This window comes from Mesorhizobium sp. UC74_2 (genome assembly GCF_042701485.1).
In the GTDB taxonomy this organism is placed as follows: Bacteria; Pseudomonadota; Alphaproteobacteria; order Rhizobiales; family Rhizobiaceae; genus Mesorhizobium.
Window position 1 is genome coordinate 139,404 of sequence record NZ_CP170562.1, and the last position, 26,707, is coordinate 166,110.

The 26,707-nt window shown below is 60.8% G+C and carries 23 protein-coding genes and 1 pseudogene; 9 read left to right on the forward strand and 15 right to left on the reverse strand.

Annotation, left to right across the window (positions count from 1 at the left end; translation table 11 throughout):
- Positions 1–57: 57 nt before the first annotated feature.
- Positions 58–222 carry a Flp family type IVb pilin gene (locus ACFJIU_RS00725; RefSeq protein ID WP_379066630.1) on the reverse strand — a complete coding sequence of 55 codons (165 nt, stop codon included), beginning with the start codon at positions 220–222 and terminating at the stop codon, positions 58–60.
- 354 nt (positions 223–576) lie between these two features.
- Here ACFJIU_RS00725 and ACFJIU_RS00730 point away from each other — a divergent pair, with 354 nt between their 5' ends.
- Together ACFJIU_RS00730 and ACFJIU_RS00735 are read left to right on the forward strand one after the other, a co-directional pair.
- The gene (locus ACFJIU_RS00730) at positions 577–2,181 is read left to right on the forward strand and encodes an inorganic phosphate transporter (RefSeq protein ID WP_379066632.1); all 1,605 of its coding nucleotides are present in this window, start codon (positions 577–579) and stop codon (positions 2,179–2,181) included.
- 125 nt (positions 2,182–2,306) lie between these two features.
- Positions 2,307–3,329, forward strand: a complete 1,023-nt coding sequence (locus ACFJIU_RS00735) for a transporter (protein WP_379066634.1) — start codon at positions 2,307–2,309, stop codon at positions 3,327–3,329.
- A 16-nt stretch (positions 3,330–3,345) separates the two neighbouring features.
- Here the strand turns inward: ACFJIU_RS00735 and ACFJIU_RS00740 are convergent, their stop codons facing one another.
- Complete coding sequence (locus tag ACFJIU_RS00740; protein WP_379066636.1) at positions 3,346–4,506, reverse strand: patatin-like phospholipase family protein; 1,161 nt, start codon at positions 4,504–4,506, stop codon at positions 3,346–3,348.
- A gap of 28 nt (positions 4,507–4,534) precedes the next feature.
- Positions 4,535–5,284, reverse strand: a complete 750-nt coding sequence (locus tag ACFJIU_RS00745) for an acetoacetate decarboxylase (protein WP_379066638.1) — start codon at positions 5,282–5,284, stop codon at positions 4,535–4,537.
- Positions 5,285–5,486: 202 nt separating this feature from the next.
- Between ACFJIU_RS00745 and ACFJIU_RS00750 the strand changes: the two genes are divergently transcribed.
- Entirely contained in the window at positions 5,487–6,275 is a 789-nt protein-coding gene (locus tag ACFJIU_RS00750) for a 3-hydroxybutyrate dehydrogenase (protein ID WP_379066640.1), read from the forward strand.
- A 66-nt stretch (positions 6,276–6,341) separates the two neighbouring features.
- Here ACFJIU_RS00750 and ACFJIU_RS00755 read toward each other — a convergent pair whose 3' ends face one another.
- The 7 genes and pseudogenes from ACFJIU_RS00755 to ACFJIU_RS00785 all read right to left on the reverse strand — a co-directional run bounded on the left by ACFJIU_RS00755 (position 6,342) and on the right by ACFJIU_RS00785 (position 13,232).
- The gene (locus tag ACFJIU_RS00755) at positions 6,342–7,280 is read right to left on the reverse strand and encodes a MerR family transcriptional regulator (protein WP_379066642.1); all 939 of its coding nucleotides are present in this window, start codon (positions 7,278–7,280) and stop codon (positions 6,342–6,344) included.
- A gap of 79 nt (positions 7,281–7,359) precedes the next feature.
- The gene (locus ACFJIU_RS00760) at positions 7,360–8,352 is read right to left on the reverse strand and encodes a LacI family DNA-binding transcriptional regulator (RefSeq protein WP_379066644.1); all 993 of its coding nucleotides are present in this window, start codon (positions 8,350–8,352) and stop codon (positions 7,360–7,362) included.
- Positions 8,353–8,492: 140 nt separating this feature from the next.
- Positions 8,493–9,491: an ABC transporter permease gene (locus ACFJIU_RS00765; protein ID WP_379066646.1), complete on the reverse strand. Its 999-nt coding sequence runs from the start codon at positions 9,489–9,491 to the stop codon at positions 8,493–8,495.
- Positions 9,478–11,035: pseudogene (locus ACFJIU_RS00770) on the reverse strand (sugar ABC transporter ATP-binding protein). Before ACFJIU_RS00770 ends, ACFJIU_RS00765 begins: the two are co-directional and overlap by 14 nt.
- Positions 11,036–11,209: 174 nt before the next feature.
- Positions 11,210–12,145 carry a sugar ABC transporter substrate-binding protein gene (locus ACFJIU_RS00775; RefSeq protein ID WP_379066648.1) on the reverse strand — a complete coding sequence of 312 codons (936 nt, stop codon included), beginning with the start codon at positions 12,143–12,145 and terminating at the stop codon, positions 11,210–11,212.
- Positions 12,146–12,367: 222 nt separating this feature from the next.
- Positions 12,368–12,835: an SRPBCC family protein gene (locus ACFJIU_RS00780; protein ID WP_379066650.1), complete on the reverse strand. Its 468-nt coding sequence runs from the start codon at positions 12,833–12,835 to the stop codon at positions 12,368–12,370.
- Between the two features lie 58 nt (positions 12,836–12,893).
- On the reverse strand, positions 12,894–13,232 hold the full coding sequence (locus ACFJIU_RS00785) for an ArsR/SmtB family transcription factor (protein WP_379066652.1): 339 nt from the start codon (positions 13,230–13,232) through the stop codon (positions 12,894–12,896).
- A gap of 292 nt (positions 13,233–13,524) precedes the next feature.
- Here ACFJIU_RS00785 and ACFJIU_RS00790 point away from each other — a divergent pair, with 292 nt between their 5' ends.
- Positions 13,525–14,526: an FkbM family methyltransferase gene (locus ACFJIU_RS00790; protein ID WP_379066654.1), complete on the forward strand. Its 1,002-nt coding sequence runs from the start codon at positions 13,525–13,527 to the stop codon at positions 14,524–14,526.
- A 33-nt stretch (positions 14,527–14,559) separates the two neighbouring features.
- Here the strand turns inward: ACFJIU_RS00790 and ACFJIU_RS00795 are convergent, their stop codons facing one another.
- From ACFJIU_RS00795 to ACFJIU_RS00810, 4 genes are all read right to left on the reverse strand, one after another.
- On the reverse strand, positions 14,560–15,648 hold the full coding sequence (locus tag ACFJIU_RS00795; protein ID WP_379066656.1) for an extracellular solute-binding protein: 1,089 nt from the start codon (positions 15,646–15,648) through the stop codon (positions 14,560–14,562).
- A gap of 116 nt (positions 15,649–15,764) precedes the next feature.
- A complete protein-coding gene (gene aguB, locus ACFJIU_RS00800; protein WP_379066658.1) occupies positions 15,765–16,655 on the reverse strand; it encodes an N-carbamoylputrescine amidase in 891 nt (296 codons plus the stop codon).
- 8 nt (positions 16,656–16,663) lie between these two features.
- Positions 16,664–17,704, reverse strand: coding sequence for an agmatine deiminase family protein (locus ACFJIU_RS00805; RefSeq protein WP_379066660.1), 1,041 nt, complete (start codon positions 17,702–17,704; stop codon positions 16,664–16,666).
- A 68-nt stretch (positions 17,705–17,772) separates the two neighbouring features.
- Positions 17,773–18,717, reverse strand: a complete 945-nt coding sequence (locus tag ACFJIU_RS00810) for an agmatine/peptidylarginine deiminase (protein ID WP_379066662.1) — start codon at positions 18,715–18,717, stop codon at positions 17,773–17,775.
- 174 nt (positions 18,718–18,891) lie between these two features.
- Between ACFJIU_RS00810 and ACFJIU_RS00815 the strand changes: the two genes are divergently transcribed.
- Positions 18,892–19,785, forward strand: coding sequence for a LysR family transcriptional regulator (locus ACFJIU_RS00815; RefSeq protein ID WP_379066664.1), 894 nt, complete (start codon positions 18,892–18,894; stop codon positions 19,783–19,785).
- Between the two features lie 55 nt (positions 19,786–19,840).
- On the opposite strand, the gene ACFJIU_RS00820 is transcribed toward ACFJIU_RS00815, so the two are convergent.
- A complete protein-coding gene (locus ACFJIU_RS00820) occupies positions 19,841–20,995 on the reverse strand; it encodes a helix-turn-helix domain-containing protein (RefSeq protein WP_379066665.1) in 1,155 nt (384 codons plus the stop codon).
- Between the two features lie 428 nt (positions 20,996–21,423).
- On the opposite strand from ACFJIU_RS00820, the gene ACFJIU_RS00825 reads away from it, so the two are divergent.
- The 4 genes from ACFJIU_RS00825 to ACFJIU_RS00840 are packed head-to-tail and all read left to right on the forward strand — an operon-like array spanning position 21,424 to position 26,702.
- Complete coding sequence (locus tag ACFJIU_RS00825) at positions 21,424–22,437, forward strand: UDP-glucuronic acid decarboxylase family protein (RefSeq protein ID WP_379072874.1); 1,014 nt, start codon at positions 21,424–21,426, stop codon at positions 22,435–22,437.
- A complete protein-coding gene (galE, locus tag ACFJIU_RS00830; RefSeq protein ID WP_379072875.1) occupies positions 22,437–23,423 on the forward strand; it encodes a UDP-glucose 4-epimerase GalE in 987 nt (328 codons plus the stop codon). Before ACFJIU_RS00825 ends, galE begins: the two co-directional genes overlap by 1 nt.
- Positions 23,420–25,267, forward strand: a complete 1,848-nt coding sequence (locus tag ACFJIU_RS00835) for a glycosyltransferase family 2 protein (protein ID WP_379066667.1) — start codon at positions 23,420–23,422, stop codon at positions 25,265–25,267. Before galE ends, ACFJIU_RS00835 begins: the two co-directional genes overlap by 4 nt.
- Before the next feature lie 43 nt (positions 25,268–25,310).
- On the forward strand, positions 25,311–26,702 hold the full coding sequence (locus ACFJIU_RS00840; protein ID WP_379066669.1) for a UDP-glucose dehydrogenase family protein: 1,392 nt from the start codon (positions 25,311–25,313) through the stop codon (positions 26,700–26,702).
- Positions 26,703–26,707 lie beyond the last annotated feature (5 nt).

Below are 26,707 nucleotides of genomic sequence, written 5' to 3' on the forward strand. Positions count from 1 at the left end.
CAAGTAAGCCCAAGGTCAACAGCGTCTCCGGTATCGGCCGGAGACGCCGCGAAACCATTACTTAAGCGAGTTGGAGATGTTCGTGAACTGGCTGTTCAGCTTGTTGCCAAGCGTGCTGGCGCCGGTGATGATCGCGAGCGCGATGAGAGCGGCGATCAGGCCGTATTCGATGGCGGTGGCGCCCGATTCATCCTTGAAGAAGCGCGAAAGAAGGTTGGTCATGGTGGTACCCTTTGCCCGGTTGTGACTTTTCGTTCGACGGTCTCTTTTCGAACCGTGGCCCATCTTGCGAGACTTCAATTGCGGACCGGTTAAGGCGAATGGTAAACAAAGTGTAGATCAGGTGTTTGCTTAACAAAGCACGAACGAAAGCAGAGAAATTTCGATAAAATATTGAATATTACTTGGTCCTTAATTTCGGTTCTGGCAAATCTTCCGGAGCGAGGCCGATTAGATGCGCACTCCTATCCTGAGCAGGTTTGGCCCGGAGCGCAGGCGATAAGCCGTCACATCAGGTTCACCTGGCCTAAATAGGGTTCCCTTCGAATTTTGCTGCACTGCAAAAGGAGCGGGACAATGGTGGACGTAACTTCAAGTGAAATAGGAATTCCGCGACCCGAGCATCCGCTTGAGGGACCAAGCGTGGTCGGAAAATGGTTCATGCCGGTCTTCCTGGCGATCGTGATCGGCGGACTGGCCTATGTCGGCTATGCGCTGAGCCAGGATCTGACCAGCGCCGTGGCCGTGCCGTGGATCCTGCTCGGCCTGGCGCTGCTGATCGCGCTCGGCTTCGAATTCGTCAACGGTTTCCATGACACCGCGAATGCGGTGGCGACTGTGATCTACACGCACTCCATGCCGGCGGAACTCGCCGTGATGTGGTCGGGCTTCTTCAATTTCCTTGGCGTTCTCACCGCCAGCGGCGCCGTTGCCTTCGGCATCATTTCGCTGCTGCCGGTCGAACTCATCCTGCAAGTCGGCTCGAGCGCCGGTCTTGCCATGGTGTTCTCGCTGCTGACGGCGGCGATCATCTGGAATCTCGGCACCTGGTATCTCGGCCTGCCGTCCTCGTCCTCGCACACGCTGATCGGTTCGATCGTCGGCGTGGGTCTCGCCAACCAATTCCTGGCACCGGCCGGCAGCGCCACCAGCGGCGTCGATTGGTCGAAGGCGACGGAAGTCGGCATGTCGCTGCTGATCTCGCCGCTGTTCGGCTTCGGCATGGCGGCGCTGCTGCTTCTGGTCATGAAGCTGCTCATCCGCAACAAGGCGCTGTACGAGGCCCCGAAAGGCAATACGCCGCCGCCATTGTGGATCCGTGCATTGCTCATCTTCACCTGCACGGGCGTGTCCTTCGCGCATGGTTCCAATGACGGCCAGAAGGGCATGGGCCTGATCATGCTGATCCTGATCGGCGTTGTTCCGACCGCATTCGCGCTGAACCGCACGCCGGACGTGAACTACCTGGAGGCCTACAAGACTGCGGCTGCACAAGTAGACACGGTGCTTGGAAAGTATGTGAAGCCGGGCATAACTGTCACGGATGCCAAGGCTGTCGTCAGTGAGGCCGTCCGCACAAAGACCTGGACCGACCAGACGACGCCGGCGCTGCAGACCTTCATCCAGCAGACCAACACGCTGGTGTCGCCTTATCCGTCGGTAGAGAAGCTGCCGATCGAGCTGGTCAGCAACGCACGCAATGACATCTACCTGATCGGTGAAGCGCTGAAGCTGATCGACAAGAAGAAGCTGTTGCCGATGCAGGCCGATGACCTGAAGGTGGTGACGGCCTATCACAAAGCCGTCGACAACGCGACCAAGTTCATCCCACTCTGGGTCAAGATCGCGATCGCGCTGGCACTCGGCCTCGGCACCATGGTGGGCTGGAAACGTATCGTCGTCACTGTTGGCGAAAAGATCGGCAAGACGCATCTGACCTATGGCCAGGGCGCTTCCGCCGAACTGGTTGCCATGGGTACGATCGGCGCCGCCGACATGCTGGGCCTGCCCGTCTCCACCACCCATGTTCTGTCGTCGGGTGTGGCCGGCACGATGGCGGCGAACGGCTCCGGCCTGCAGTGGTCGACGGTGCGTAACATGTTGCTGGCCTGGGTACTGACCCTGCCTGCCTCGATCGCGCTGGCCTTCGGCCTGTTCGTGCTGATGCGCGCGCTGTTCTAGGTGCGCGCTGGTTCAGACAAGCAAGGCTGGCGCGGCTTCACCGCGCCAGCCTTTTCGTGGTTTTCGTCGCATGATCTTCGTCCGCTTTCGGATCGTGCTCGACCCAATCAAGGCTCCCAGCATCGATGAATGAAGCGCCGCGTTTCAACCTTCCGGGACATGAAAACACCGAGCAGGTGCCCGGCCTGATCTTTGCCTATCGCGCACTGCCAGGCCAGCCGGCCACCGTTCTGGCGCAGCAGGACATCGAGGCCGCGCTCGCCTCGGAAGAAGGATGGGTTTGGCTGCACGTCGATCTGGTCGACCAGCGTGCGCATGGCTGGGTAGGGCACGCCTGCCAGCTGCCTCATGCGTCGCGCGCCATACTGGAAGGGCACGACAGTCTCGTGCTTGGTCATGAGGATGGGGTGGTGCATGGCGTGTCGGCCGATATGCACAAGGATATCGAGCGTCGATCGAGCACCATCGGCCGGCTGCATTTCGCGGTCACCGAACGCCTGCTGGTGACCGGACGCCGGCATTCCCTGGAAGGTGTCGACCAGTTGCGCCGTGCGCTCGGCGACGGGTTGAAGCTGCCCACGGCCTTCGATCTGTTCGAGGCGATCGTCGGAGCCTTCTGCAAGAACACCGGCCTGAGGCTCGGCGAGGCGGCACGACAGCTCGATGAAGTGGAAGACAATCTCGTCACCGAACGGCTGAGCGATGAACGGCGGCGGCTCAAGGAAGTACGCCGGCTGGCGGTTGCCTTGCACAGGCCGGTTTCCGGCATGGTGGCTCTGTTCGAGGATGAAGACCGCGAAGAGTGGCAGCTTTCCTCGACTGCTCATGCGGTGTTGCAGCGCCTGTCGACACGGCTCGAACGGCTCGACCGCGAGATCGTCATGATCAACGATCGCGCCAGGTTGCTGCAGGAGGAAATGGCGGCGGAACTCGCCGACGAATCCAACCGCAGCCTCAAGGCCATGGCCGTGATGAGCGCACTGCTTCTGCCGGGTACGCTGGTGGTCGGAATTTTCGGCATGAACACCGCAGGGTTGCCGTTCACGCACAGCGAGACCGGCTTCCTGTGGGCGGTAGGGCTCGGCGTCGGCGCGACCGCGCTGTTTTATTGGCTTCTGCGTCGCGCCGGTGTCAGCCTGCGCTTCTGATTTCAGGATCCGACCTTCAGGTCGGATCCTCGCGATGCAGGTCGTGAATGGCCACGCCTTCCACATTCGTCGGCGGCGTCAGCCATTGATGGTGGCGCAGGGTCCGCTGTGTATCTTCCAGCCCCATGTCCCAGTGCTCGCGCATCGAAGTGCCGGAGAATTCGTAATCCTTCGCGTGCCCCTCATAGCCCTTGTGCTGGTAGATGAGGTGGATGATGTTGACGATTCCGGCGTCGGAATAGTCCGCGATCAGTGCCTCTTCCTCGGGAGTGCGCATCTCCGCCGGCACGCGCTTCAGCGCGTCGAGAAGCTGCATCTTGAGGCCATGGATGCGCTTGAAGTTGTCGGTGTTCTGGCGCGTGCGGCTGGAATACATGATGTCCTTGTGGCGCGACAGCACATCCGGCATGCCGCGCGGCAGCACACCGCGAGCGCTGAACAGATCGACCTGGAAAACCAGCGAGCTGCGGTCCTCTTCCTGGTCGAGCAGATATTGCAGAGGCGTGTTCGAGACGATACCGCCGTCCCAATAGTATTCGCCTTCGATGCGGATCGCGGGAAAGGCCGGCGGCAAGGCACCGGAAGCCATGATATGCTCTGGCCCGATACGCACCTTGTCGGTATCGAAATAGACGAAGTTGCCGGTACGAACGTTGACCGCACCGACGCTCAGGCGTTTGCGGCCATCGTTGAGCACATCGAAGTCGATCAGTTGCTCAAGGGTGTCTTTCAATTCCGCCGTGTCATAAAAACTGGTTGCGCCCTCGGCCCCAGACTGCTCCAGCCATGGGTTGGGGAAACGTGGCTTGAAGAAGCCAGGTTGTCCCATCGTCATTGTCATCCAGGAACTGGTGCGGTTGCGGATGTCGCGATAGATGTCGCCTTCCGGCGTATAGGCCCAGATCTTGCGGCCGGAAATCGTCTGCCAGAACTGTTCGAGCCGCTGCAGGCGTCGGCTCGGCTCGTTTCCGGCGATGATCGAGGCATTGATGGCTCCGATCGAAACCCCCGAAAGCCATGTCGGCTCGCAACCGGCATCGGACAAGGCCTGGTAGACGCCGGCCTGATAGGCGCCGAGCGCACCGCCGCCCTGCAGCACGAGCGCGACCCGATCATACTGCGAAGCGATTTCCTGGATGGTGGCGTTGTTCGCCTTCGTTTTGTTGCGGTCCAGCACGGTCAACTCCGGCAGATGATGGGAACGGTCAGCGCGCGCCGGCGAGGTAGTCGTGGACGACTTCGCCGAGGCAGAGGGTGAGGTCGGCAGTGAAATGCAGTGCCGAAACGACTTCGAGCACCGGCAGGCGTGCCACGTCGGCCATGACATGCGGGCGCAGGTCGAGTGCCGCAGGGGCGGTCCAGGCCTCTTTCAACGTGATGTCCGTCAGGTGGTAGCGCACGAGCTCGCAGATGCGCGGCGTGCCGTCGACATGCGGAATGATCTTGACCAGGAAGTTCGGCGCGGTCAGCGCGGCCATCACCTGTTCGCGGTCGGCTTCGCGGTGCTTGTAGCCCATCGTGCCGGTAGCACAGAGCACGGAACCATAGTGCAAGGTGCCGACGACGACCTCGCCTTCATTGACGATCTTCGGATTGGCCAGCTTCTTCGGGAAGCCCCACAATTCGCGGCCGCCGGCGATCGGAGCATCGTCGTCCAGATACATGGAATGGACGTAGACGCCGTGCTCGCCATTGAAGCGTACGGGAATGACCTGGCCGCTTTCGGTGTAGTCGCCGAAACCTGTGGAGTCCGGCATGCGGATGAATTCGTATTTCACCAGCGGTTCGCCATCTATTTCCAGCGGCGCCGGCACCACCGCTTCCAGCGCTTCACGCGTGGTGCGGTAGGTGATGATGACATATTCGCGGTCGAAGAAACGATAGGGGCCCGGCGGGAAAGAGGGATTGGTCAGCGGCATGGCGTAAGCGCGCTTCACGACGTCGGCGATTTCCAAGCTGTCACCTCGGGACTGAAGGATGTCACATCAGAAATAACGAATGTCATGTTGCATGGCAGCATGACGGGTTTGTGTCGGGTCGATGAACGATTCCAGTCGTTTGTCGGTTCCCGGATGAAATCGACACATGTTTGTGATGGAAACTTGCTGCAATGCACCTAGTTAGAATGTCACTTCAACCGCCAGCCGAGAGATCATCATGGGTTCCCTGACTTCAAAGAACGCACTCGTCACCGGCTCGACCAGCGGCATCGGTCTCGCCATTGCCCGAGCCTTTGCCGCCGAAGGCGCCAACATCACCATCAACGGGTTGGGCGATCCCGCCGACATCGAGAAGGAACGCGTGGCGATCGAAGCGGATTTCGGCGTCCAGTGCCGCTATTCCGGCGCCAACATGCTGAAGGGCGAGGAAGTGACCACGATGGTGCAGGAGGCCGAAAAGGCCTTCGGCAGCGTCGACATCCTGGTCAACAACGCCGGCATCCAGTTTGTCGCGCCGATCGAGGAGTTTCCCGACGACAAATGGGAAGCGATCATCCGCATCAACCTGCTTGCGGCGTTCTATGCGATCAAGGCGGCACTGCCCGGCATGAAGACGCGCAAATGGGGCCGCATCATCAACACGGCATCCGCGCATGCATTGGTCGCTTCACCTTTCAAGTCGGCCTATGTCTCTGCCAAGCATGGCATCGCCGGCCTCACCAAGACGGTGGCGCTCGAAGCTGCGCAGGATGGCGTGACCGTCAACGCGATTGCACCGGGATATGTGTGGACGCCGCTGGTCGAAAAGCAGATTCCCGACACGATGAAGGCACGCAACATGACGGAAGAACAGGTCAAGCATGATGTGCTGCTGGCGGCCCAGCCGACCAAGGAATTCGTGACGGTGGAAGAAATCGCGGCGCTTTCGGTGTTCCTCTGCTCGGATGCCGCGAAACAGATCACCGGCACGACGCTGCCGGTCGATGGCGGCTGGACGGCGCAGTAGGCCTCCCACAGCACGGACGACAAACCCGGCGCGGGTTGGCTGCGCCGGGTGCTCAGACCAAGCAGATCAGTGACTGGGCGAAACCAGCAGCGGCATCATTGCCTCGTTGATCCATTGCCACTCGTTGCCGGGTTTCTGGCCCGCCTGCTCGCCGCGCAGAATGGCAAGCATTTCCTGGTAGTGCGCCGAACGGGCGTGATGTTTTCTGTATTGGCCGAGATGCCAGTCGAGGAAGGCGCGGTCAGGTTCCCGGCGCATCGCTTTCGCCGATTTCTCCAGCCACTCGCGGGCGATGGCCGCACCTGTCGGCGAGAGCGGGTCCTTGCCTTCGTCGATCGCGGCCCTGACCCTGGCCAGGGTTGAATTCGCCGCTTCCGCGTAAGACTCCGGGTCGAATTCACCGTTCCACATCGTGGCTGTGTCTGCCTGCATTTCTACCAGGAAGCTCTCGTCGGTGATCATTGCGGTGATCTCGTTCCAGGCATCGATCTGGCGTGCCGTCGGATCGTCCGGCAACTCCGGCATGGAAGCGTCGATCATCTGCCGTTTCCAGTCTTCGCCCATGTCGGCGTGCACGGCCACCTTGTCGTAGAACCGTTCCATCATGCTTCGCATCTGCGTCTGGGACAGGGTTGTCATCGTCCAAAGTCTCCTCAAGTCGGTTTCGGTTGGCTGGTCGATCCTGAGCGTGGTGCGCAGCACGGAGGCGATGCGGCGGCGGGATGCAATCTCGGTTTCCAGTGTATCGAGCCGCATCGCCAGGACCTCTTTCAGCGAAAGACGCCGGCACAGGATCTTGCTGATGGCGGCCAGGCTGATGCCGGCTTCCCGCAACGCACGGATCAAGTCCAGGCGGGCGACATCGGCATCGGAGTAGACCCGGTAGTTGCTGAATGTCCGGGTTGCCGGAGGCAGCAGTCCCTTGTCGGAATAGAAACGGATCCGCCGCACCGAGATGCCGCTCAGCCGTGAAAGGTCGCCGATCGTGTGCATTTTCTCGCTCATGGAATCGTCCTAACGTCTCCACCAGGTGGAGGGTCAAGCGCGGTTACAAGGCTTTTTTGCGCAGGGCTCTTCGCGGAAGCTAGCCGTCGCTTTTCCTGTCGGCCGGCGCCGTGGAGTTGCGTATGACAAGCGCTCCGGAAAGCAGATCGTCGTTTCCGGCAGCTGCTCCGCTCCCATCGATCGCCGCCGCGACCGCGCGTTTGGCGATCTCCTCGACAGGCTGGCCGATGGTTGTGAGCCTGGGTGTTATCAGCCCGGCGAGCGGAATGTCGTCGAAGCCGATCACGGAAAGCTCATCGGGCACCTTGATGCCGAGATCGTCGGCCGCGCGCAGAAGGCCGATGGCCTGCTGGTCGTTGGCGGTCGCGATCGCAGTCGGGCGCTCGGCCCGAGCGCGATCGAGCAACCGGCGACCGAGCGCTTCGCCGGAGACGTAGTCGAAATGGCCTTCGATGATCTCCGGCTTTATGCCCGCGGCGTTGAGATGATCGACAAAACCTGCTCGGCGCGCTCGGGAAACCGGTGCGTCGGCAGGGCCCGCAATGTAGGCAATGGTGCGATGGCCGAGCCCGATCAGATGGTCTGCCGCAAGTGCGGCGCCACCATGGTGATCGACGGACAGCAGGCCATGGCCAGCCAGGCGACGATCGACAACGACGGTCGCCGTATCGCCTTTCCAGCCCCGCGACTGGCCGGATTGGATCGGCACCACGATCAAGCCCGTGGGGCGGCTCTTCAACAGACTTTCGATCTGCGCCACCTCGATCTCGGGATCGTCGTTGGTGATCGACAGAAGCACCGACAGGCCGGAGCGGAAGGCGATGGCCTCGACATGCTTGGCAAGCTCGGCAAAAAACGGATTGGTGATGTCGGGGATCACCAGGCCGATCATGTCGGTGCGGCGGCGGCGCAGGCCGCGCGCCACATGGTTCGGCTTGAAGTCGAGTTCGCGGATCGTCGCCTCGACCCTTTCGCGCAGCGCGGCGCCCACGGTTTCGTTCTTGGCCAGAACGCGCGATACCGTTCCGATCGAAACCCCCGCCTGCCGGGCAACGTCCTTGATGTTGATCACGCTGGTTCCACCCGAATGTCGTGGCGATTGTGCCACATTAGAGCGCCGCGCGTCTCTTCGGACGCGCAAAGGTCGCTCTAACATTTTCATCTGGCGCATGATCCTTTCCGAAAATCGATTCCGATTTTCAGGGTCATGCGCTAGGCTTTCGTTAGCCTTTCGCGATATTTGTCAAGAATGACGGCGAGGATGATGACGAAGCCGGTGATCATCTGGCGCATGAAGTCGCTGAGGCCGAGCAGGATAAGGCCGTTGGCCAGCACGCCGATGATGCAGGCGCCAAGCAATGTGCCGACGATCGAACCACGGCCGCCGCTCAGGCTGGTGCCGCCGATGATGACGGCAGCGATGGCGTTGAGCTCGAAGCCGATGCCGATGATCGGGCTCGCGATGTTGAGGCGCGCCATATAGATGATGGCGCCGATGCCCACCGCCGCACCGCAGATGGTGAAGGCCGCAACCTTGTAGAAGAACACGTTGTGGCCGGCGAGCCGGGTCGCTTCTTCGTTGTTGCCGATGCCGTAGAGCACGCGCCCGAACACTGTGCGGGTCAGCACGAACCAGCCGATTGCCACAAGCAGCAGCGCAATCAGGAACAGCACCGGCACGCCGTAGATCGTCTGTGAGCCGAAGGCGTTGAAGGCCGCCGGGAAGGAATAGATGGTCGACGCGCCGGTGACCTGGAGCGCGGCACCGCGGGCGATGTTCAGCGTTCCCAGCGTGACGATGAAGGAAGGGATGCCCCACCAGGCGCTGACCAGGCCATTCAACAGACCGAACAGGATACCTGCCGCAACGGCGCTTATCGTTGCCAGCATGACGGCAACCGTCGGATCGAGACCCGGAAGCGTCATCACCGTGCCGGCGACGACGGCGGCAAAGGCCAGAACCGAGCCGACGGACAGGTCGATGCCGCCGATCAGGATGACGAAGGTCATGCCGATCGAAAGCACGAGGTTGATCGTCACCTGGGTCAGGATGTTGGTGATGTTCGACGAAGTCAGGAAGTGCTGGGTCGTCAGGGAAAAGACAATGATCAGCACGATCAGCGCAATGCCGATGCCGGCCTCCCGCAGCACGGTCTTGGCGGTGGTGCCGAGCGAGCCGGTCGAAGGGCCGTTGTGTTCAGTGGCGTCCATGATTGTTCTCGTCCTTGTAGGCGAGGGAAAGGATACGCTCTTCGGAGAAGTCCTCGCGTGCGACCTCGCCGGCGATGCGGTGTTTCGACATCACCAGGATGCGGTCGCAGAGCGTGATCAGTTCAGGCAGTTCCGATGACACGACAAGCAAGGCCAGGCCCTTGTCGGCGAGACCGCGCAGCAGCGCGTAGATCTCCGCCTTGGCACCGACGTCGACGCCGCGTGTCGGTTCGTCAAGCAGCAGGATCTTCGGATCGTTGGCAAGCCATTTGGCCAGGACCACCTTCTGCTGGTTGCCGCCCGAGAGCGTCGAAGCCGCATCGGCGGTCCTGCCGTATTTCAGCTTGATCTCCTTGCCGAGTTTCTCGGTAAGCCGGCTCTCCGCATCGGCGTCCAGCAGCCCGGCGCGCGAGACCTTGCCAAGATTGGCCAGGCTGACATTGGCGGCGATGGACATGGCGAGGATCAGGCCCTCCTCCTTGCGGTCTTCGGTCAGGAAGCCGATGCCGTCGCGGATCGCCGCCTTGGGACTTGTATAGCGGCGTGGCTGGCCGTCGCGCTCCAGCGTGCCTGACAGTGGCAGGTCGGCGGCAAAGATCGCACGCAGCAGTTCGGTGCGGCCGGCGCCGACAAGGCCGGCAATGCCGAGGATTTCGCCGTAGCGTACGTCGAGTGAAACACCTTCGGCGTGCGGCGATGCCGGATGCCGAAGGTTCTTCAGCGACAATGCGATGCGGCTGCTGGCGTCGAGGTTGCGCGTCTCGGCCATCTGGGCGGCAAGCTGGCGGCCGACCATTGAAGCGACCAGTTTCTCCTGCGTCATATCGGCGATGTCGGCTGTCATCACGGATTCGCCGTTGCGCAACACCGTGACGCGATCGCAATTGGCGAAAACTTCGTTGAGATGGTGCGACACGAAAACGATGGCGACGCCCTTGGCGCGCAGACCATCGATGATGGCGAAGAGCCGTTCGGTCTCGCGCGCCGTCAACGTCGCCGTGGGCTCGTCGAGGATCAGGATGCGGCTTTCGCCCATCAGCGCGCGGGCAATTTCGACCAGTTGGCGATGCGCGACGCCGAGCGTTTCGACCGGTCGCCGGACGTCGATGTCGTCGAGCCCGATGCGAGCGAGTGCCTGACGGGCCTTGTCGTGGACGGCCCCGTAGTCGACGATGCCGAAGCGTTTGCGCGGGATGTCTTCGAAACAGATGTTCTCCGCCACCGACAGATAGGGCAGCAGATTGAATTCCTGGTGCACGACCCTGGATGCCATGTGCCTTGGCGTCGGCCGGGGAGTGGGGTGCATAGGCGATTCCGTCGAGTGCGATGTGGCCGTCGTCCGGCTTGACGATACCGCACAGGATCTTGATGAGCGTCGACTTGCCGGCACCATTTTCGCCGACCAGCGCGTGCACTTCGCCGGCCCGCAGCGAGAAGGAGACGCCGTTAAGCGCGATGACGCCACCAAAACGCTTGCGCACATCCGACAGTTCGAGCACCGGGCGCGCCTCAGTGGAGGCTGTCAGGACGGCAGCACTTTGCATTGGATTTGCCATGGGTTGTTCCGCCTTCCGCTGCCGCGCCCAGCGCAATTCCAGACGAAAAATGTGTAACAGTTTTCTGTCTGGAATTGCTTAAAAACAAAGGGTTAGAGCGTTTTCGTGTTTCCGTAGAAACGGAACCGCTCTGCTGAAGGGTGCGGCAGCAGGTCTAGGAGATTACTTCACGTCGTCCGAGGTGACGAGCTTGATGTCGGTCTTGACCCAGCCCTTGAGCGGTGCGCCCCCCTTAAGCACGCCAAGTGCCTTGTCGATGGCATCGGCCGCCATCTGCTGGCCGAACTGGTCGACGGTCGCCAGCATCTTCTTTTCCTTGAGCAGAGGCTGCACGGCCGGGATGTTGTCGAAGCCGACAACCTCGATCTGCCCGGTCTTGCCTGCAGCCTCGATGGCCTTGACGACGCCGACGGCCATGGAGTCGTTAGCGGCCATCACACCCTTGATGTCAGGATTGGCGGTCAGCATGTTGGCGAAGACCGAATTGGCTTCCTCGGTTTCCCAGTGAGCGGTGCGGGAATCGATCAGGCTGAGCTTGCCGTCCTTGATGGCATCCTCGAAGCCGAGCTTGCGCTGCGCGGCGTTGTCGGCACCGGGGTTGCCCTCGATGATGACGACCTTGGCGCCTTCGCCGAGCTTCTTGGCGAGCGCGTCGCCAGCCAATTTGGCGCCGGCGCGGTTGTCAGGTCCGACGAAGGCGAGTTCGACGCCGGCTTCCTGCTTGGCCTTCTCGTCCAGCGCCACGTCGAAATTGACGACGACGATGCCGGCTTCCATGGCGCGCTTCAGCGGTGGCACCAGCGCGCGGGAATCTGCCGGCGCCACGACGATTGCGTCGACCTTTTCGGTGATGAAACTTTCGACAGCGTTGATCTGGGTTTCGATATCAGTCTCGGACTGCATGCCGACGGCTTTCAGCGTGTAGTCACCGCGCTTGGCTTCATGCGCTTTGGCGCCTTCCAGCATGTTCTTGAAGAACTCGTTGGCGAGCGACTTCATAACCAGACCGACAACAGGTTTGTCGGCGGCGAAAGCGACAGCAGGCACGGTCAGCGAAGCCGCCAGGATGCCGGCGGCGATAATCTTTCCGAACTTCATTTCTTCCTCCACGATTTGCCATCGCGTCCTTTCCTCCCGAACGCGATGAAACGTTTCATCGCAGACTTTCAACAAAGCTGTCAAGGATATCCAGCAGGGCAAATGATGTGATCATTTCCAATGTCCTTGATCAACGCAGCCCCTTGAACGGGAAGAAGTAACTGTTCTTGCAAACGAAAAGCCGCCGGCAGGGTCGGCGGCTTCAGCTTCGTTTGCGAATACTCAGGCGGAGAGCAGAGCGTTCAAGCGATCCCAGCTCTCGACTGCTCCGGACTCAGCGCCCGACTGCACCATGCCGTCACGCGCTTCGATGGACTGGAACACGGATTGCGCGACGATCCTGGTCTTGCCGCCTACGTCTTCGAAGGTGACGGTTTCGAGCAGGACATGGCCGGGCATGCCTTCGAATTCAAAGGTTCGCACCATGCGGGCAGGGGCTGTGATTTCATGGTGAACGCCATGGAAGCCATATTCGTTGCCCGCCTTGTCGCGCTGCACGAAGCGCCAGACACCACCTTGCCTTGGCTCGAACTTGTCAATCGTCGTCGTCAGCCAGCTTGGGCCCCACCAGTTCGGGATTGCCTTGGGATCGGTGTAGACGGCGAAGACCTGTTCACGCGGCGCATCGAACGTCCGCGTCATGACGATCTCGTATTTGCCCGTTTCGGCGGTAAAGGTGGTCTTGGACATGAAAACTACTCCATTCTAAACAAAACAATTGGTTGGGTTGAGGTAACGGGGTGTTCGGCTAGTTCTTGGTGGCTTTTCCTGCTGCTGCGATATCGCTCAGAAAGGCATCGAGCCGATCGAAGCTTTCCTCCCAGTGCGTGCGGTAATTCCAGACCCAGTCGGCCACCTCCTTCAGGGCTTTGGCTTCGAGATGGCAGTGCCGTCGCTGTGCTTCGCGGGTCTGGGAAACGAGGGACGCTTCCTGCAGCACCTTGAGGTGCTTCGAGATAGTGGGAAGACGGAGGTCGAATGGCTCCGCCAGTTCGTTGACGGTGGCGTCGCTCTCAGCCAGCCGCATCAGGATGGCGCGACGGGTCGGATCGGCAAGCGCATGAAAGGTGAGGCTGAGCTGGTCCATTATTTTTCCGATCGGCTAATTAGCTAATTGGTAAAATAAGAAGGGAAACAGCTTTGTCAAGCGGAGCGTCCCCGATGACGGGAGGCGAGCACATCTTTCGTTTTTCGTGAGTGGTGCGGGACCATCACGAGATTTCCAACATGGATTGTCGAGGATGAGCCCAAGAACCCCTGCCTTGCCGGCCTGATGGTAAGGTTAACAGTTGGTTTCCCGGCAGAAGCGCAACAAACGTGATGTAAGGGCGGTCGAGGCTAAAAGCCTCATTGGGGGGAAACGATCTTGGGGTATGCTGGTGGCATCGTATTTGGAGACGATCTCGGATATTGAAGCGCGCATGCTGAAGCCCACGGCAAGAGATATCGGGATCGATGCGCGCAGCGGTCGCATAGAAGGCGCGAGCCTGCATGAGGCTGTCGCCTTGCGGACACTGCGGTTGGCGATGCGTGTTCTGCTGCCGCTGCGCCAGTTCGGGTTCTCTTATGTGGCGCGCGGCGTTCGTGCCTTGCTGCCAAGCAAGCGGTCGATGGTCTTTGCATTGACGCCTGGTGCGTCGATGCGTGTTCCTTATTGCGATCCGTACTGGTCGATCCTGCTTTTGCCCGACTACTCCTACGAGCGCTCGATGCTGACGCTGCTCGACGCTGCGCGTGACGTCGAATACGGATTCATCGATGGCGGCGCGAACTACGGCTACTGGTCGATCCTGGCGAGTGGTCCTGAAGCCGGCAACAAGCCGACCGTGGCGATCGAGGCGGCGGCGGATACATTCCGCGTGTTGGAAGATAATCGTTCGCTCAACGGCGGACGGTACAGTGCCCTGAACCGGGCTATCGGCGCGGCGAGCGGTGAGCACGTGCGGATCTTCGGCGTCAAGCATGAGGCGCGCACCACCGTCGATCCTGCCGACGGCTCACGCCCCATTCTCGAATGCGACACGATCAGCGTCGACGATCTTGCTGCACTGCCGCTTTTTGCCGGGCTCGACAAATTTATCGTCAAGCTCGACGTCGAGGGGGTGGAGATTGCCGCATTCTCCGGCGCAACGATGTTGCTCGGAGGCGATAGCGTTTTTGTCTATGAGGACCACGGGTCGGATATCGACCACGCCACCACGCGTCATGCGCTGGATGTGCTGAAATTGCGCGTCTTCTGGCTGGGGCATGGCCGGCGCCGCGAGATCACGGCGCCGGAGCAACTGGCGGATATCAAGAAATCGCGGCGTTTCGGCTACGATATCGTTGCCACGCGCAGTCCGTTCTGGATCGAACGGCTGGAAGGGCTGATCAACGAATAGAATGCCTGACGACGACAACGTCGCCTTGGCCTTTCATTCCAGGCCCTTGGCCCGGTTCCATGCCTTGGACCACATCTTCAACGCCTTCTGATCGAGCGCCTTGGGCAGATGAAAGCGCTTCTGGGCTTCCGCTGACGGATAGAGATCCGGATCGGTGCGCAGCTTTTCGTCGAGCAAGGCAAGCGCGGCCTTGTTCGCGGTCGAAAAGCCGGTGTCCCGGGCGGCCGACGCGGCAATCTCGGGCCGCATCACGAAATCGATGAAAGCGTGCGCGGCCTCCGGGTGGGGGGCGTCGCTTGGCACGGCCAGCACGTCCGCCCACATCAGATTGCCCTCGTTCGACAGCCGGTAGGTGATCGAAAACGGCCGTTTTGCTTCCTTGGCGCGGATGTCGGCGATGTGCATGTCGCCGGAAAAGCCGAGCGCCACGCAGGCATCTCCCTCGGCAAGATCATTGATGTAGCTGGAACTGTGGAACTTGCGCACATAGGGGCGGACCCTGGTGACGACATCCACCGCTTTCTGCAACTCGTCGGGATTGGTGGTGTCCGGGTCGAGGCCGAGATAGATCAGCGCGAGGCCCAGGACCTGTTCGGAATCGTCGAGCATGGTGACGCCGCATGGGGCGAATTTGCTGACGATTTCCGGGTCGAAGAGCATGCGCAGCGAGTCGACCGGCGCGTCGGGCATGATGGCTTTGATCTTGTCGATGTTGTAGCCGACACCGGTCGTGCCCCACATCCATGGCACGCCATGCGCGCCGCCCTTGTCGATCTCGTCGACACGCGCAACCACCGCCGGGTCGAGATTGCCAAGGTTGGAAAGCCGGCCCTTGTCGAGCGTGGCCCAAACGCCCACAGGCAATTCACGCTGCAGGTGTGGCGACAGGTTGATAGTGATGGCGTCGTAGCCGGATCCGCCGGTGAGGATCTTGGTCTCGACCATATCGTTGGAATCGAACAGGTCATAGGAGACCTTGATGCCGGTTTCCTTCTCGAATTTGGAGATGGTGTCGGGGCCGAAATAGGATTCCCAGGAATAGAGGTGCAGCACCTTTTCTTCGGCCAGAGCCGAGGTCGCAAAAAAGCATGCCGCGGCAAGCGCGGGCCAAAATTTCATCATTTCCTCCCTTGGTATTGTACTCCGGTTCGTTGCCGGAGCCATTCAATCAGAGCGTCGCGCAGGCCTTGCGGACGCTCCGATGGTCTTCATCGGAGCGGGCTGGACGCCGCTTGCCATCAGGCCGCATCCCTGGCGAGCAGCCGCTCCGGTGTTGTTTCGAGAAGCGTCTGATACAGATCGGGACGTCGATCGCGGAACACCCCCCAGCTGCGCCGGGCAGCCGCGATCTCATCGAGATCGAGAGCGGCTGTGATCACGCTCTCGGAGACGCGGTCGGCTTCGGCAAGCTTGGCGCCGGTGTGGTCGGTGATGAAGGAGGAGCCGTAGAACACCACCTCGTTGGTCTCACCCTTTTCGACGCCGATACGGTTCGCGGCGATGACCGGGGTAAGATTGGCGCCGGCGTGTCCTTGCATGACACGTTGCCAATGATCCCTCGAGTCCCAGCCGGGATAAGAAGGCTCCGAACCAATGGCAGTGGGGTAGATCAACACCTCGGCGCCCATCAGCACCATGGCGCGGGCGGCCTCGGGAAACCACTGGTCCCAGCAGACGCCGGCGCCAATCTTGCCGGCGGCGGTTTCGAAGACCCTGAAGCCGGTGTCGCCATCGGCGAAGTAGAGTTTTTCGGAATAGCCGGGGCTGTCCGGGATGTGGCTCTTGCGATAGTGGCCGAGCACCTTGCCGTCGGCGTCGATCATCACCAGCGTGTTGAACAATCTCGAACCATCACGCTCGAACAGCGATACCGGCAGGACGGTGCCCGTCTCGCGTGCCAGTTCAGCCATGCGGGCGATGGTCGGATGGCCATCGAGCGGGCGGGCACGGACATTGTGGCGCCTGTCCTCGTCCATGCAGAAATAGACGCCTTCGAACAGTTCCTGCAGTACGACAAGCTTCGCGCCGCGCCTGGATGCTTCGCGTACATGGTGCCCGAGCTTGTCGAGATTGGCCTCGACATCGTCTGTGCAGGAAATCTGGACGGCGGCCGCAATCAGCTGACGCATGGTTCACCTCACAAAGGTTGCTGCTGGGTGACGCAATGAATGCCGCCACCATTCTCATAGATGCGGTCCATGTCGAGCTGGACGATGCGGCGTTCCGGATGCAGCCGGCCGAGTGTTTCGCGGGCCATGGCATCGGCTTTCCTGTCGCCGAATTGCGGCGTGTAGAGCGCGCCGTTGCCGACATAGTAGTTCGCATAGCTGGTCAGGAAGTCCTCGCTCGCGGAACGCGGATTCGTTGCGGAGGGAATCGAGATCACTTCGAAACCGCGTCCCCGCGCGTCTGCAGCGTTGGCCAGGATGGCGAGCGCCTCCTCGTGAGCCCGACCCCATTCGGACGTATCGCCTGGCCAACCGCTGGCGACGAGCAGCCCGGGTTTCACGAAGCGGATCGAACCGTCGATATGCCCGTCGGTGATGTCCTTGCCGCGAACGCCAGGGACCCAGATCACGACCTCGACGCCGAGCGCCTGCTTGAGGTGCTGTTCGATCTCGGCACGACTGAGTCCGGGGTTCCGGTTGTCGTTGACCCAGCAGCTCTCGGTCAGCAACAGGGTGCCGTCGCCGTCATATTCGATGCCGCCACCTTCGCCTCTGACCGGAAAGACCCGACGATCGACGCCGGCGGATTTGGCGACACTGGAAGCTATTTCGGCATCGCGCGGATGCGCCTGCTTATTGCCCCAGCCGTTGAAGCGGAAATCGACCGCGGCAATCGTGCCGCCTGAAGCGCGCACGAATACCGGTCCGGAATCGCGCATCCACATGTCGTCGGTCGCGATGTCGACGAGCCCGACCTTGGGACCGCACAGCTCTGCCGCAAGGGCGTGATGTTCCGCTGCCGCGGCCATCGTCACCGGCTCGTTCTCGGCGATCGCCGCCGCCAGTCGACCGAGCGTCTCCTGGACACTTTCGTAATAAGCCCCTGGCCCACCGTAAACGGCCGGCGTGCTTGGCCATGCCATCCAGGTTCTGGCATGTGGTTCTGCTTCCGAGGGAACTGTCACCTTCCGGTTCTCCGCGTTCGCCGGCTTGATCGCGATCTCAGGCATGAGCGCCAATCCTGCTGTTGCCATGATGACGTGACGACGTGTCCATGATGGCTTCCTTGGTTGGTCCATTACAGTGGTTGTTCCTGGGTGATGCAGTGGATGGCGCCTCCGGCAGGCACGACAGCCCCGACATCGACGGTGACGATGCTTCGATCCGGAAAGGCGCGTGCGACCGCTGCCATGGCCTCTTCGCCCGAAGGACGGCCGAAGGTCGGCATGACGATGCCGCCATTGGCGATGGCAAAATTGATGTAGGAACGTGCGAAAACGTCGCTGGTCGCTTCGACATCGTAGGCCTCGGGGATGGGGATGACTTCGAAGCTGCGTCCACGTGCGTCGGTCTGACTGCGCAAAGCCGCAAGATTGTCGGCAAGTATGCGCCCGTGCAGATCTGCTGGGTCGGGATTGTACTCGAACATCACCACGCCGGGACGCACGAAGCAGCACATGCCATCGACATGGCCGTCCGTTTCGAGATCCAGCGGGTCGCCTGGCAGCCAAACGACTTTTTCGAGACCGAGCATGCGAATGAGTTCCTTCTCCACCCATGCCTTCGACAGGCCGGGATTGCGATTGGAATGCAGCAGGCTGGTTTCGGTCGCGATCAGCGTTCCTTCACCGTCGGTGGTCAGTGAGCCGCCTTCGCAATAGAGGAAGGAACGAAGGGCAAGGGCATTCTCTCGAGCCAGGATGCGTTCGGCCAGCGCATTGTCCTGGTCATAAGGCTCATGCTTGCGGCCCGCGGCGTTGAAGCGCCAGGATACGCCGCCGAGGCTGCCATCGGCGAGTTTCAGGAAGGTCGGGCCTGAATCGCGGATCCAGCAATCGTCGATCGGGATCTCGACGACGGTGATGCCGCTTCCAAGCATGGCGAGGGCACCACCGGCATGATCGGGATGAACCACCATGCTGACGGGTTCGAACCGGGCAATGGCCTGTGCGACATCGGCGTACGCCCGCTGCATTGCCGATAGACCGGCACCGTACAGGTCCTGACGATGAGGCCACGCCATCCACGTCTTCGCGTGGGGCTCGAATTCCGCCGGTCGACGAAATTTCAGCTGTTGCGCGGGCCACTCAATGGCATTCATGAAAACTCTCCATTCATGTGTGGAGCTCATTGTTATGCCGATGGTGATCCCATACAACTGAGAAGGATTCCTGCTATTATTGAATGGAATTCATGAATGGTGCGGTTTCGACATATTCCTCCCACTCAGTTCCTGAAGGGGTTCGAAGCAGCTTCGCGGCTCGAAAGCTTCAGCCGTGCCGCCGAGGAACTCGGCCTTACCCAGTCGGCAATCAGTCATCAGATGCGCCTGCTCGAGGGCCATGTCGGACAGCCGCTGTTCCTGCGCATCGGCCGTGAGGTTCGGCTGACGGATGCGGGGCGCGAGTATCAACGCACGGTACGCCGCTGCCTCGAATTGATGGAGGAGGGCTACCGGCGCCTGGAGCCCTATCGAAAGCCCGGCAGCGTCGTCATCTATGCGCCGCGGGATTTCAGCCGGCGATGGCTGCTTCATCGCTTGCCCTCCTTGCAGGCGGCTGTCCCTGCCTGCGAGCCCTGGCTCGATACCAGCGGCACTGCGATCGATTTCCAGACGATGGAGATAGACCTGGCGATCATCCACGCCGAAGCGCCGCCTGAGGGGTACGAGAACCTGCTTATCGCAAAGGACATCCTGTCACCGGTTGCATCTCCGACGCTGGCGGGAACACTGGACGAACCGTCCGACCTGCTTCGGGTCCCGCTCATCCATGACGAGCGGCCGCTTGGCTGGGCAGATTGGCTGAGGGGCGCTGGCGTCGAGGCGAATGGCAGTTGGCACGGTAGCAACTTCAGTGATTGCGATCTTGCACTTGCTGCGGCCGAACACGGCCAGGGCGTGGCGCTGGGCAGCCTGCCGCTGGTCGAGGTTGCCCTGGCAACGCGGGCGCTCGTGCACCCTTACGGCTACGCCCTCGAAACCGGCCGCGCATGGTATGCCCTGTCCACGCGGGACCGGCTCAGGGATGTCGATGTTCAGGGGGTATGGGATTGGTTGGCTGGACAGGCCATGCATGGAGGCGATCGATGACAAGTCCCATGGCATCGGCCGAAGCGACAACAGTGTAGCCATATCGATTTGAATGTCAGCGACCGAGTTCTCGCAGCCATTTCTCGAAAGTTGGCGTCGCCGATTGATCGATGTGGGTAACCGCAGGCACCTGGCCGGCAGCCGCCTTCCGGACATCGCTTGGGCTTAGCCTGAATTCGTGGATGAACGCGCGCGTGAAATTCGCTGCAACGTCGAAACCTGCTTCCTCGGCAATGTCCAGCACGCGCTGGTTGTTGGCCGGATCGCTGAGCGCCGCATAAGCATCCTGCAGGCGCCTCCTGCGTATATAGTTGAGAACCCCACCGCTTGCCTCGAACAACTGGTAGAGGCGAGTGCGGGAGATACCCATCGCACGAGAGATGCTGTCGGGATTGAGATCCTGCGAGCCGAGGTTGCTGTGAATGTAGTGGTGCACCCGCTCCATCGCGCTCAATGTCAACGGGTTGACGCCGTTTTGGCGACTGGCCGCTGCCTCCGCAAGGCAAGTCACAAGCATGTCTCGTATTGTGTAGACGATCTTCACAAGGTCGCTGGCCACAAGTGTCGGCAGTCTTGTTTCGACGCTGCCGATATAGTCGATCAAAAGGGTCGCGTAGTTGCCCGTGAAGACTGAATTGTTGGCTGCGACCAGCATACCGGCGTGACCGGCGAACAGGTCGTACGGCATATAGAGCAGGGTCACCTCGCTTTCGGTGGCCCTTCCGCGATAGGGGTGGCCGAGCGAGCGAAATGTGACCGTGTCGCGGCGGCTTTCCACGACATGGCCATCGACCTCGGTCCAGGCATTTCCTCTGTGTGGAATGCCGATGTACCAATGGTCTATGGAGCTCGAACGAAGTTTTTCAGCCGACCGTGCGTAGCGATACGCATCGGTGCGCTGCCGCACGAGCAGCATCTTGCCAAGATTCCAGGCCGTATGTTCGGCGGCAAAGCCATTCTGCGGAGTCACCCCGTCAGGCAGGTTGACTTCGACTATGGGCTCCAGGTGAGAACGCCAGATGGAGAATTGTTCTGCCGGTTCGAGTGGCGCTGTTGAAAAACGCAGCGGCGTGAGGGCCGGCGGCGCGGAAAAAGCCGCACCGTTCGCCTGATCGGGTTCGCGTGGCCAACGTCGCCGCTCCACGCGGGGCGTCCCTTCCGGGTCGGCCGACGCGTTCACCCTATCAGGCTGGTCTGAACGATCGCTCACTCAGGACCTCCAACCCGGACCATCTTGCCGAACAAACGCTGCAACCTTTCAAAAAGTTGCAGAGCAAAAGCCGGTTTCTTCTACGTGCCTTAGATTCATGGCGACAATTTGTGGCTGCGGAACCGTCCGGACTGGCCCGCATTTCACGCACGCGTCGTCGCCAGACTTGGCTGAGAGAAATGTACACCGGGATAACATCTCGGATTCAAGGATAACGACAGCTCCAAGAACATATGCTCTAAATATTTAATGCCTAATTACCAATTAACATCGTTAAATATTGGCAGGTAGATGGAGTATAACAAATAATATTTGGAAAGAATTCGAATTGCGAAACAAATAAGCAAAAAAACTGAGTTTGCGTAAAATCGTTGGAGGCGTTGTTGAGTAGAGTAACCAACTATTTATTTCGTTCCGAGCCGGCAAATATTGAGCCGACTTGGAACGACATTTTGCGGACACCGCGTCCCAAATCTTCCAGGACAATTCTCGTTGCCGGTGGTGCGGGATTTCTGGGCTCGCATCTGTGCGAGCTCTTGATCCGCAAAGGACATCGGGTCGTCTGTATCGACAATTTCTCCACGGGCAGGCCGGAAAACGTCCGGCATCTGAGGTCGTCGGGGGCCTTCACATTGCTTCGCCACGATGTCGTTGATCCGATCGATCTGAAGGTCGACGAGATCTACAATCTCGCTTGCCCGGCTTCGCCGCCGCACTATCAGGCCGATCCGATCCACACCACCAAGACCAGCGTGCTTGGTGCGCTGAACCTGCTGGAAAATGCTGCCCGCTACAACGCCCGCATCCTTCAGGCCTCGACTTCAGAAGTGTATGGCGATCCGAACGTTCATCCGCAAGTCGAGAGCTACTGGGGAAACGTCAATCCGTTCGGGCCGCGCTCCTGCTATGATGAAGGCAAGCGTTGCGCCGAGACACTGTTTCACGACTTCAGCAGAATGCGTGGCGTCGAGATCAAGATTGTCCGCATCTTCAATACCTACGGACCGCGCATGCGGCCCGACGATGGCCGCGTTATCTCCAATTTCATAGTCCAGGCTCTCCAGGACAGGGATATCACCATTCATGGCGACGGTTCGCAGACGCGTTCCTTCTGCTTTGTCGATGACCTGATTGACGGTTTCCTGCGCATGATGGCGTCGCCGCCGTCGCTGACGGGGCCAATTAATCTGGGCAATCCGGTCGAGTTCACAGTCGGCGAACTCGCCGAGCAGGTGCTTGCCCTGACCGGGTCGCGATCGCGCGTTGTTCATCGCCCGTTACCGACAGACGATCCCCGTCAGCGGCGTCCCGATATTTCGCTGGCGATGCGCGAACTGGGTTGGCAGCCCAGGGTGGTGCTGGCCGAGGGGTTGAAAAAAACCATTGCTCATTTCCAAGCCGTCCTCGCCGCCGAAGGGCGCGAGCTTACGGAGGTGGCATGATGGGCAGCCGGCGTATCCTCGTTACCGGTGGCGCCGGCTATATCGGAAGCCACACAGCCAAGCTGTTGCGGTCGAGAGGCATGGAGCCGGTGGTCTATGACAATCTGGCAACTGGAAACCGTTCGGCGGTACGCTGGGGGCCGTTCGTGCACGGCGATGTGCTGGATACCGTTCATCTGACGCGCACGATGGAGCGTTTTCAGCCGACGGCGGCCATTCATTTCGCCGCTTCCGCCTATGTCGGCGAATCCGTCGAGGATCCTTCAAAATATTACCACAACAACGTCGCGGGGATGCTGTCGCTGCTCGACGCCGCCCGGCAGGCCGGGCTGGAAAAGGTCATCTTCTCATCCAGTTGCGCGACCTATGGCGTGCCCGCCAGTCTTCCGATCGCCGAGAACATGCCGCAGGTTCCGATCAATCCCTATGGCAAGACAAAGCTGATCGCGGAACATATGCTGGCCGACTATGCCACGGCGTTTGGCCTGCACTATGTGGCGCTGCGCTATTTCAACGCCTGTGGAGCCGATCCCGAAGGTGAGCTTGGCGAGTGGCATGATCCCGAAACGCATCTCATTCCACGGGCGTTGCTGGCTGCCGCCGGCCGCATCGAAAGGCTCGAAGTGTTCGGCGACGACTATGACACCGCCGACGGCACCTGCATACGCGACTACATTCACGTCAGTGATCTCGCCTGGGCACATGTACTGGCCTATGAGCATCTGGCGCGGGGTGGCGGCAATCTCGCCGTGGATCTCGGCACCGGGCACGGTGCCTCCATCCTCGAAATCCTCGAAACCATCGATCGCGTCACCGGGCACAGCGTCCCGATCGCCATCCAGCCGCGCCGCGCCGGTGATCCCCCCGTGCTCTACGCAGATCCGAGTCTTGCCCGCTCGACGCTTGGCTTCTCGCCGCAATATTCGGATCTCGACACCATCGTACGTACGGCAGCGCCTTTTTTCGGTCTGGAGGTGCAGCCATGATGAGATCCTCCATCATCGAAAACCGCTGTGCCCGACCGGCTCAGAAGCCGTTGATGGCTCCGGTCCTCACTGGTCATCGCCGTGCGGAGTATTTCGTAGGCGTCGCGCTCTGGTTCATGGCGCTGCTTTATTTCTGGGTCTGGTGGCTCCAGCCGTCCCATCACTTCAGCCTGTTCGGAAGTGCTCTGACCACCTACGAACTTGCCTGGATCACACTGATGCCGGTCTATCTGATCGTTGTCTTCGCGCGTGCCCGCCATCCCACCGGTTCCTTGCGGATACCTGCAGGCAGTCGCGTCGCCATGGTGGTGACCAAGGCACCCTCGGAGCCGTTTTCGGTCGTTGCCGAGACCTTGCGCGCGATGCTGGCGCAGACCGTTCCGCATGATACGTGGCTTGCCGATGAAGATCCTTCGCCCGACACAATTGATTGGTGCCGTTGGTATGGCGTCTTCATTTCGACCCGTCGCGGCCGACCTGACTATCATCGCCCCGCATGGCCACGGCGCACGCGCTGCAAGGAAGGCAATCTCGCCTTCTTCTACGATCACTACGGTTACGACCGCTACGATTTCGTTTCGCAGCTGGACGCCGATCATATCCCGGAACCCGACTATCTATGGAACATGCTGCGGCCTTTCGCCGACCCGTCGATCGGCTATGTTTCCGCGCCGAGCATCTGCGATCGCAATGCTGACCGAAGCTGGTCGGCTCGGGGGCGGCTTTATGCAGAGGCAAGCCTGCATGGGGCGATGCAGGTTGGCCACAACGCCGGGCTCGCTCCACTCTGTTTCGGATCACACTATGCGGTGCGCACGGCTGCGCTCAAGGAAATAGGCGGCCTGGGGCCGGAACTGGCCGAGGACCATTCCACGACCCTGATGATGAATGCACACGGCTGGCGTGGCATTCATGCGGTGAACGCAATCGCACATGGCGACGGGCCCAGTACTTTTGGCGACCTCGTTACCCAGGAATTCCAGTGGTCCCGCAGCCTGGTGACGCTGCTTTTGCAATATTCGCCGGTCTATGTGCCTCGCCTGCCGCGGCGCTTGCAGTTCCAGTTCCTGTTTTCCCAACTTTGGTACCCGCTTTTTTCTTCGCTGATGGCTTTGATGGTGGCGACGCCGGTCATTGCGCTGCTGCGCGACGAAAATTTCGTGGCTGTCACCTATCCGGACTTCCTGGCGCATTTCCTGCCGCAATGGCTGATCCTCATAGCGCTGTGTTTCCGTTGGCGTGCCGCAGGCTGCTTCAGGCCGGTCGATGCCAAGATCTGGAGCTGGGAAAGCGCATTCTTCCTGCTGGCCCGCTGGCCGTGGGCCCTGGCTGGCAGTGTCGCTGCCGTGCGCGACTGGATGACGGGAACCTTCGTCGAGTTTCGTGTTACTCCCAAGGGAGCTTCGGAAGTCGATCCGTTGCCCTTCAAAGTGTATGCGCCATACGTGGCGATCGCCGTTGGCTCCGCCTTGCCGGCCTTGTTGATCGAAGACGCGGGCGCAGGCCGCGGTTTCTATCTCTTCGCAATCATAAACAGCGCTTTCTACGCCATGCTGACGGTGGTCATCCTGGCCAGGCACGGTCGCGAAAATCGCATGAAGGTGGTCAGCCGGTTTTATCGCCCTGCCGTGACCGCGGGCGTTCTTTCGATGATCGCGCTGCCTGCTTTTGCTGCTGTCCTGCACGGCCGTGAGAGCGTCGAAGTTCTCGCCTGGGGCGCGCAACACCTGCAGTTGTTCGAGGAGCGCTATTCGGCTGCCGGTGCCGGGATCGGCCGCACGGAACTGCGCAAGACGGTGTTCAGGCCACATTGGCGCTGGGCCGTCGAGGATACGACGGAGTGAGTACTGAAACTTGAAACGGGGGCGCCGCAAGGCGTTGGGTGCCATGAAAATCGCAGTCATTGGAACCGGTTATGTCGGCCTCGTCAGTGGGACATGCTTTGCTGAATGGGGTCACGAGGTGATCTGCGTCGACAAGAATGTCGACAAAATCTCGGGTCTCCTCAAAGGGCGATTGCCGATTTACGAGCCGGACCTCGACAAGATGGTTGCACGCAACCAGGCGGCGGGACGACTTGCCTTTACCTGTGATCTTGCCGCGGCGGTGACGAATGCACAGGTCGTGTTCATTGCGGTCGGCACGCCTTCGCGGGCAGGGCAGGGCGATGCCGATCTTTCGTTTGTCTACATGGCGGCGCGCGAGATGGCGCCGTTCCTGGCCGAAGGCGCAGTGGTCGCGGTCAAATCGACGGTCCCTGTCAGTACGGGCGATGCGGTGGAAAAGATTATCGCCCGTGCGCGTCCGTATGGGTCGTTTTCGGTAGCCTCCAACCCGGAATTCCTGCGCGAAGGCGCGGCGATCGGTGATTTCATGAAGCCGGACCGCGTGGTCATCGGCGTCGAGGACGGTCGCGCGCGGGCTGTGATGGCAGCCCTCTATCAGGGGGCGCTGGGCGATATTCCGCTCGTCTTCACGGACAGGCGCACGTCGGAGCTCATCAAATATGCCGCCAACGCCTTTCTGGCCACCAAGATCACATTCATCAACGAGCTGGCGGACCTCTGCGAGAAGGTCGGCAGCAACGTGGGCGAACTGGCGCTGGGTATCGGGCTCGATCGGCGCATCGGCACCAGCTTCCTCAATGCCGGCCCAGGTTACGGCGGATCCTGCTTCCCGAAGGATACGCTGGCGCTGCTGAGGACCGCTCAGGACTACGGCGTGGTTCTGCGCATCGTGGAGGAAACGATCGTCGCCAACGAGGCCCGTAAACGCAAGATGGCGCTCAAGGTCATCGAGGCTGTCGGTGGTGACGTCGAGGGGCTGACGATTGCTGTGCTCGGATTGACCTTCAAGCCGGACACCGACGACATGCGCGAAGCGCCTTCGGTGCCGCTCATCGAGACACTGCAGCGTTATGGGGCCATCGTCCGTGCCTATGATCCGGTCGGACTGGAGAACGCTGCACGTATGCTGGAGGACGTCACCTTTCTGGACGATCCCTACGAATGTGCTCGCAATTCGGATGCGGTGGTGGTGCTTACCGAATGGGACAGCATCCGCCGCATCGACCTAGGCCGTCTCAGGCGGCTGGTGCGGACGCCGGTGCTCGTCGACCTGCGCAATGCGCTGGAACCGGGCGCGGCGTCCGCCGCAGGATTCCACGTTTCGGTGGTCGGGCAATGCTCCGAGCACGCGGAATGGGCGACACCCACAACGGACGAACCGGATTTCGAAAAGACAGCTTCCGGCTTGCCGCGGATGCTGCGTGGAAAGTGAGGCGC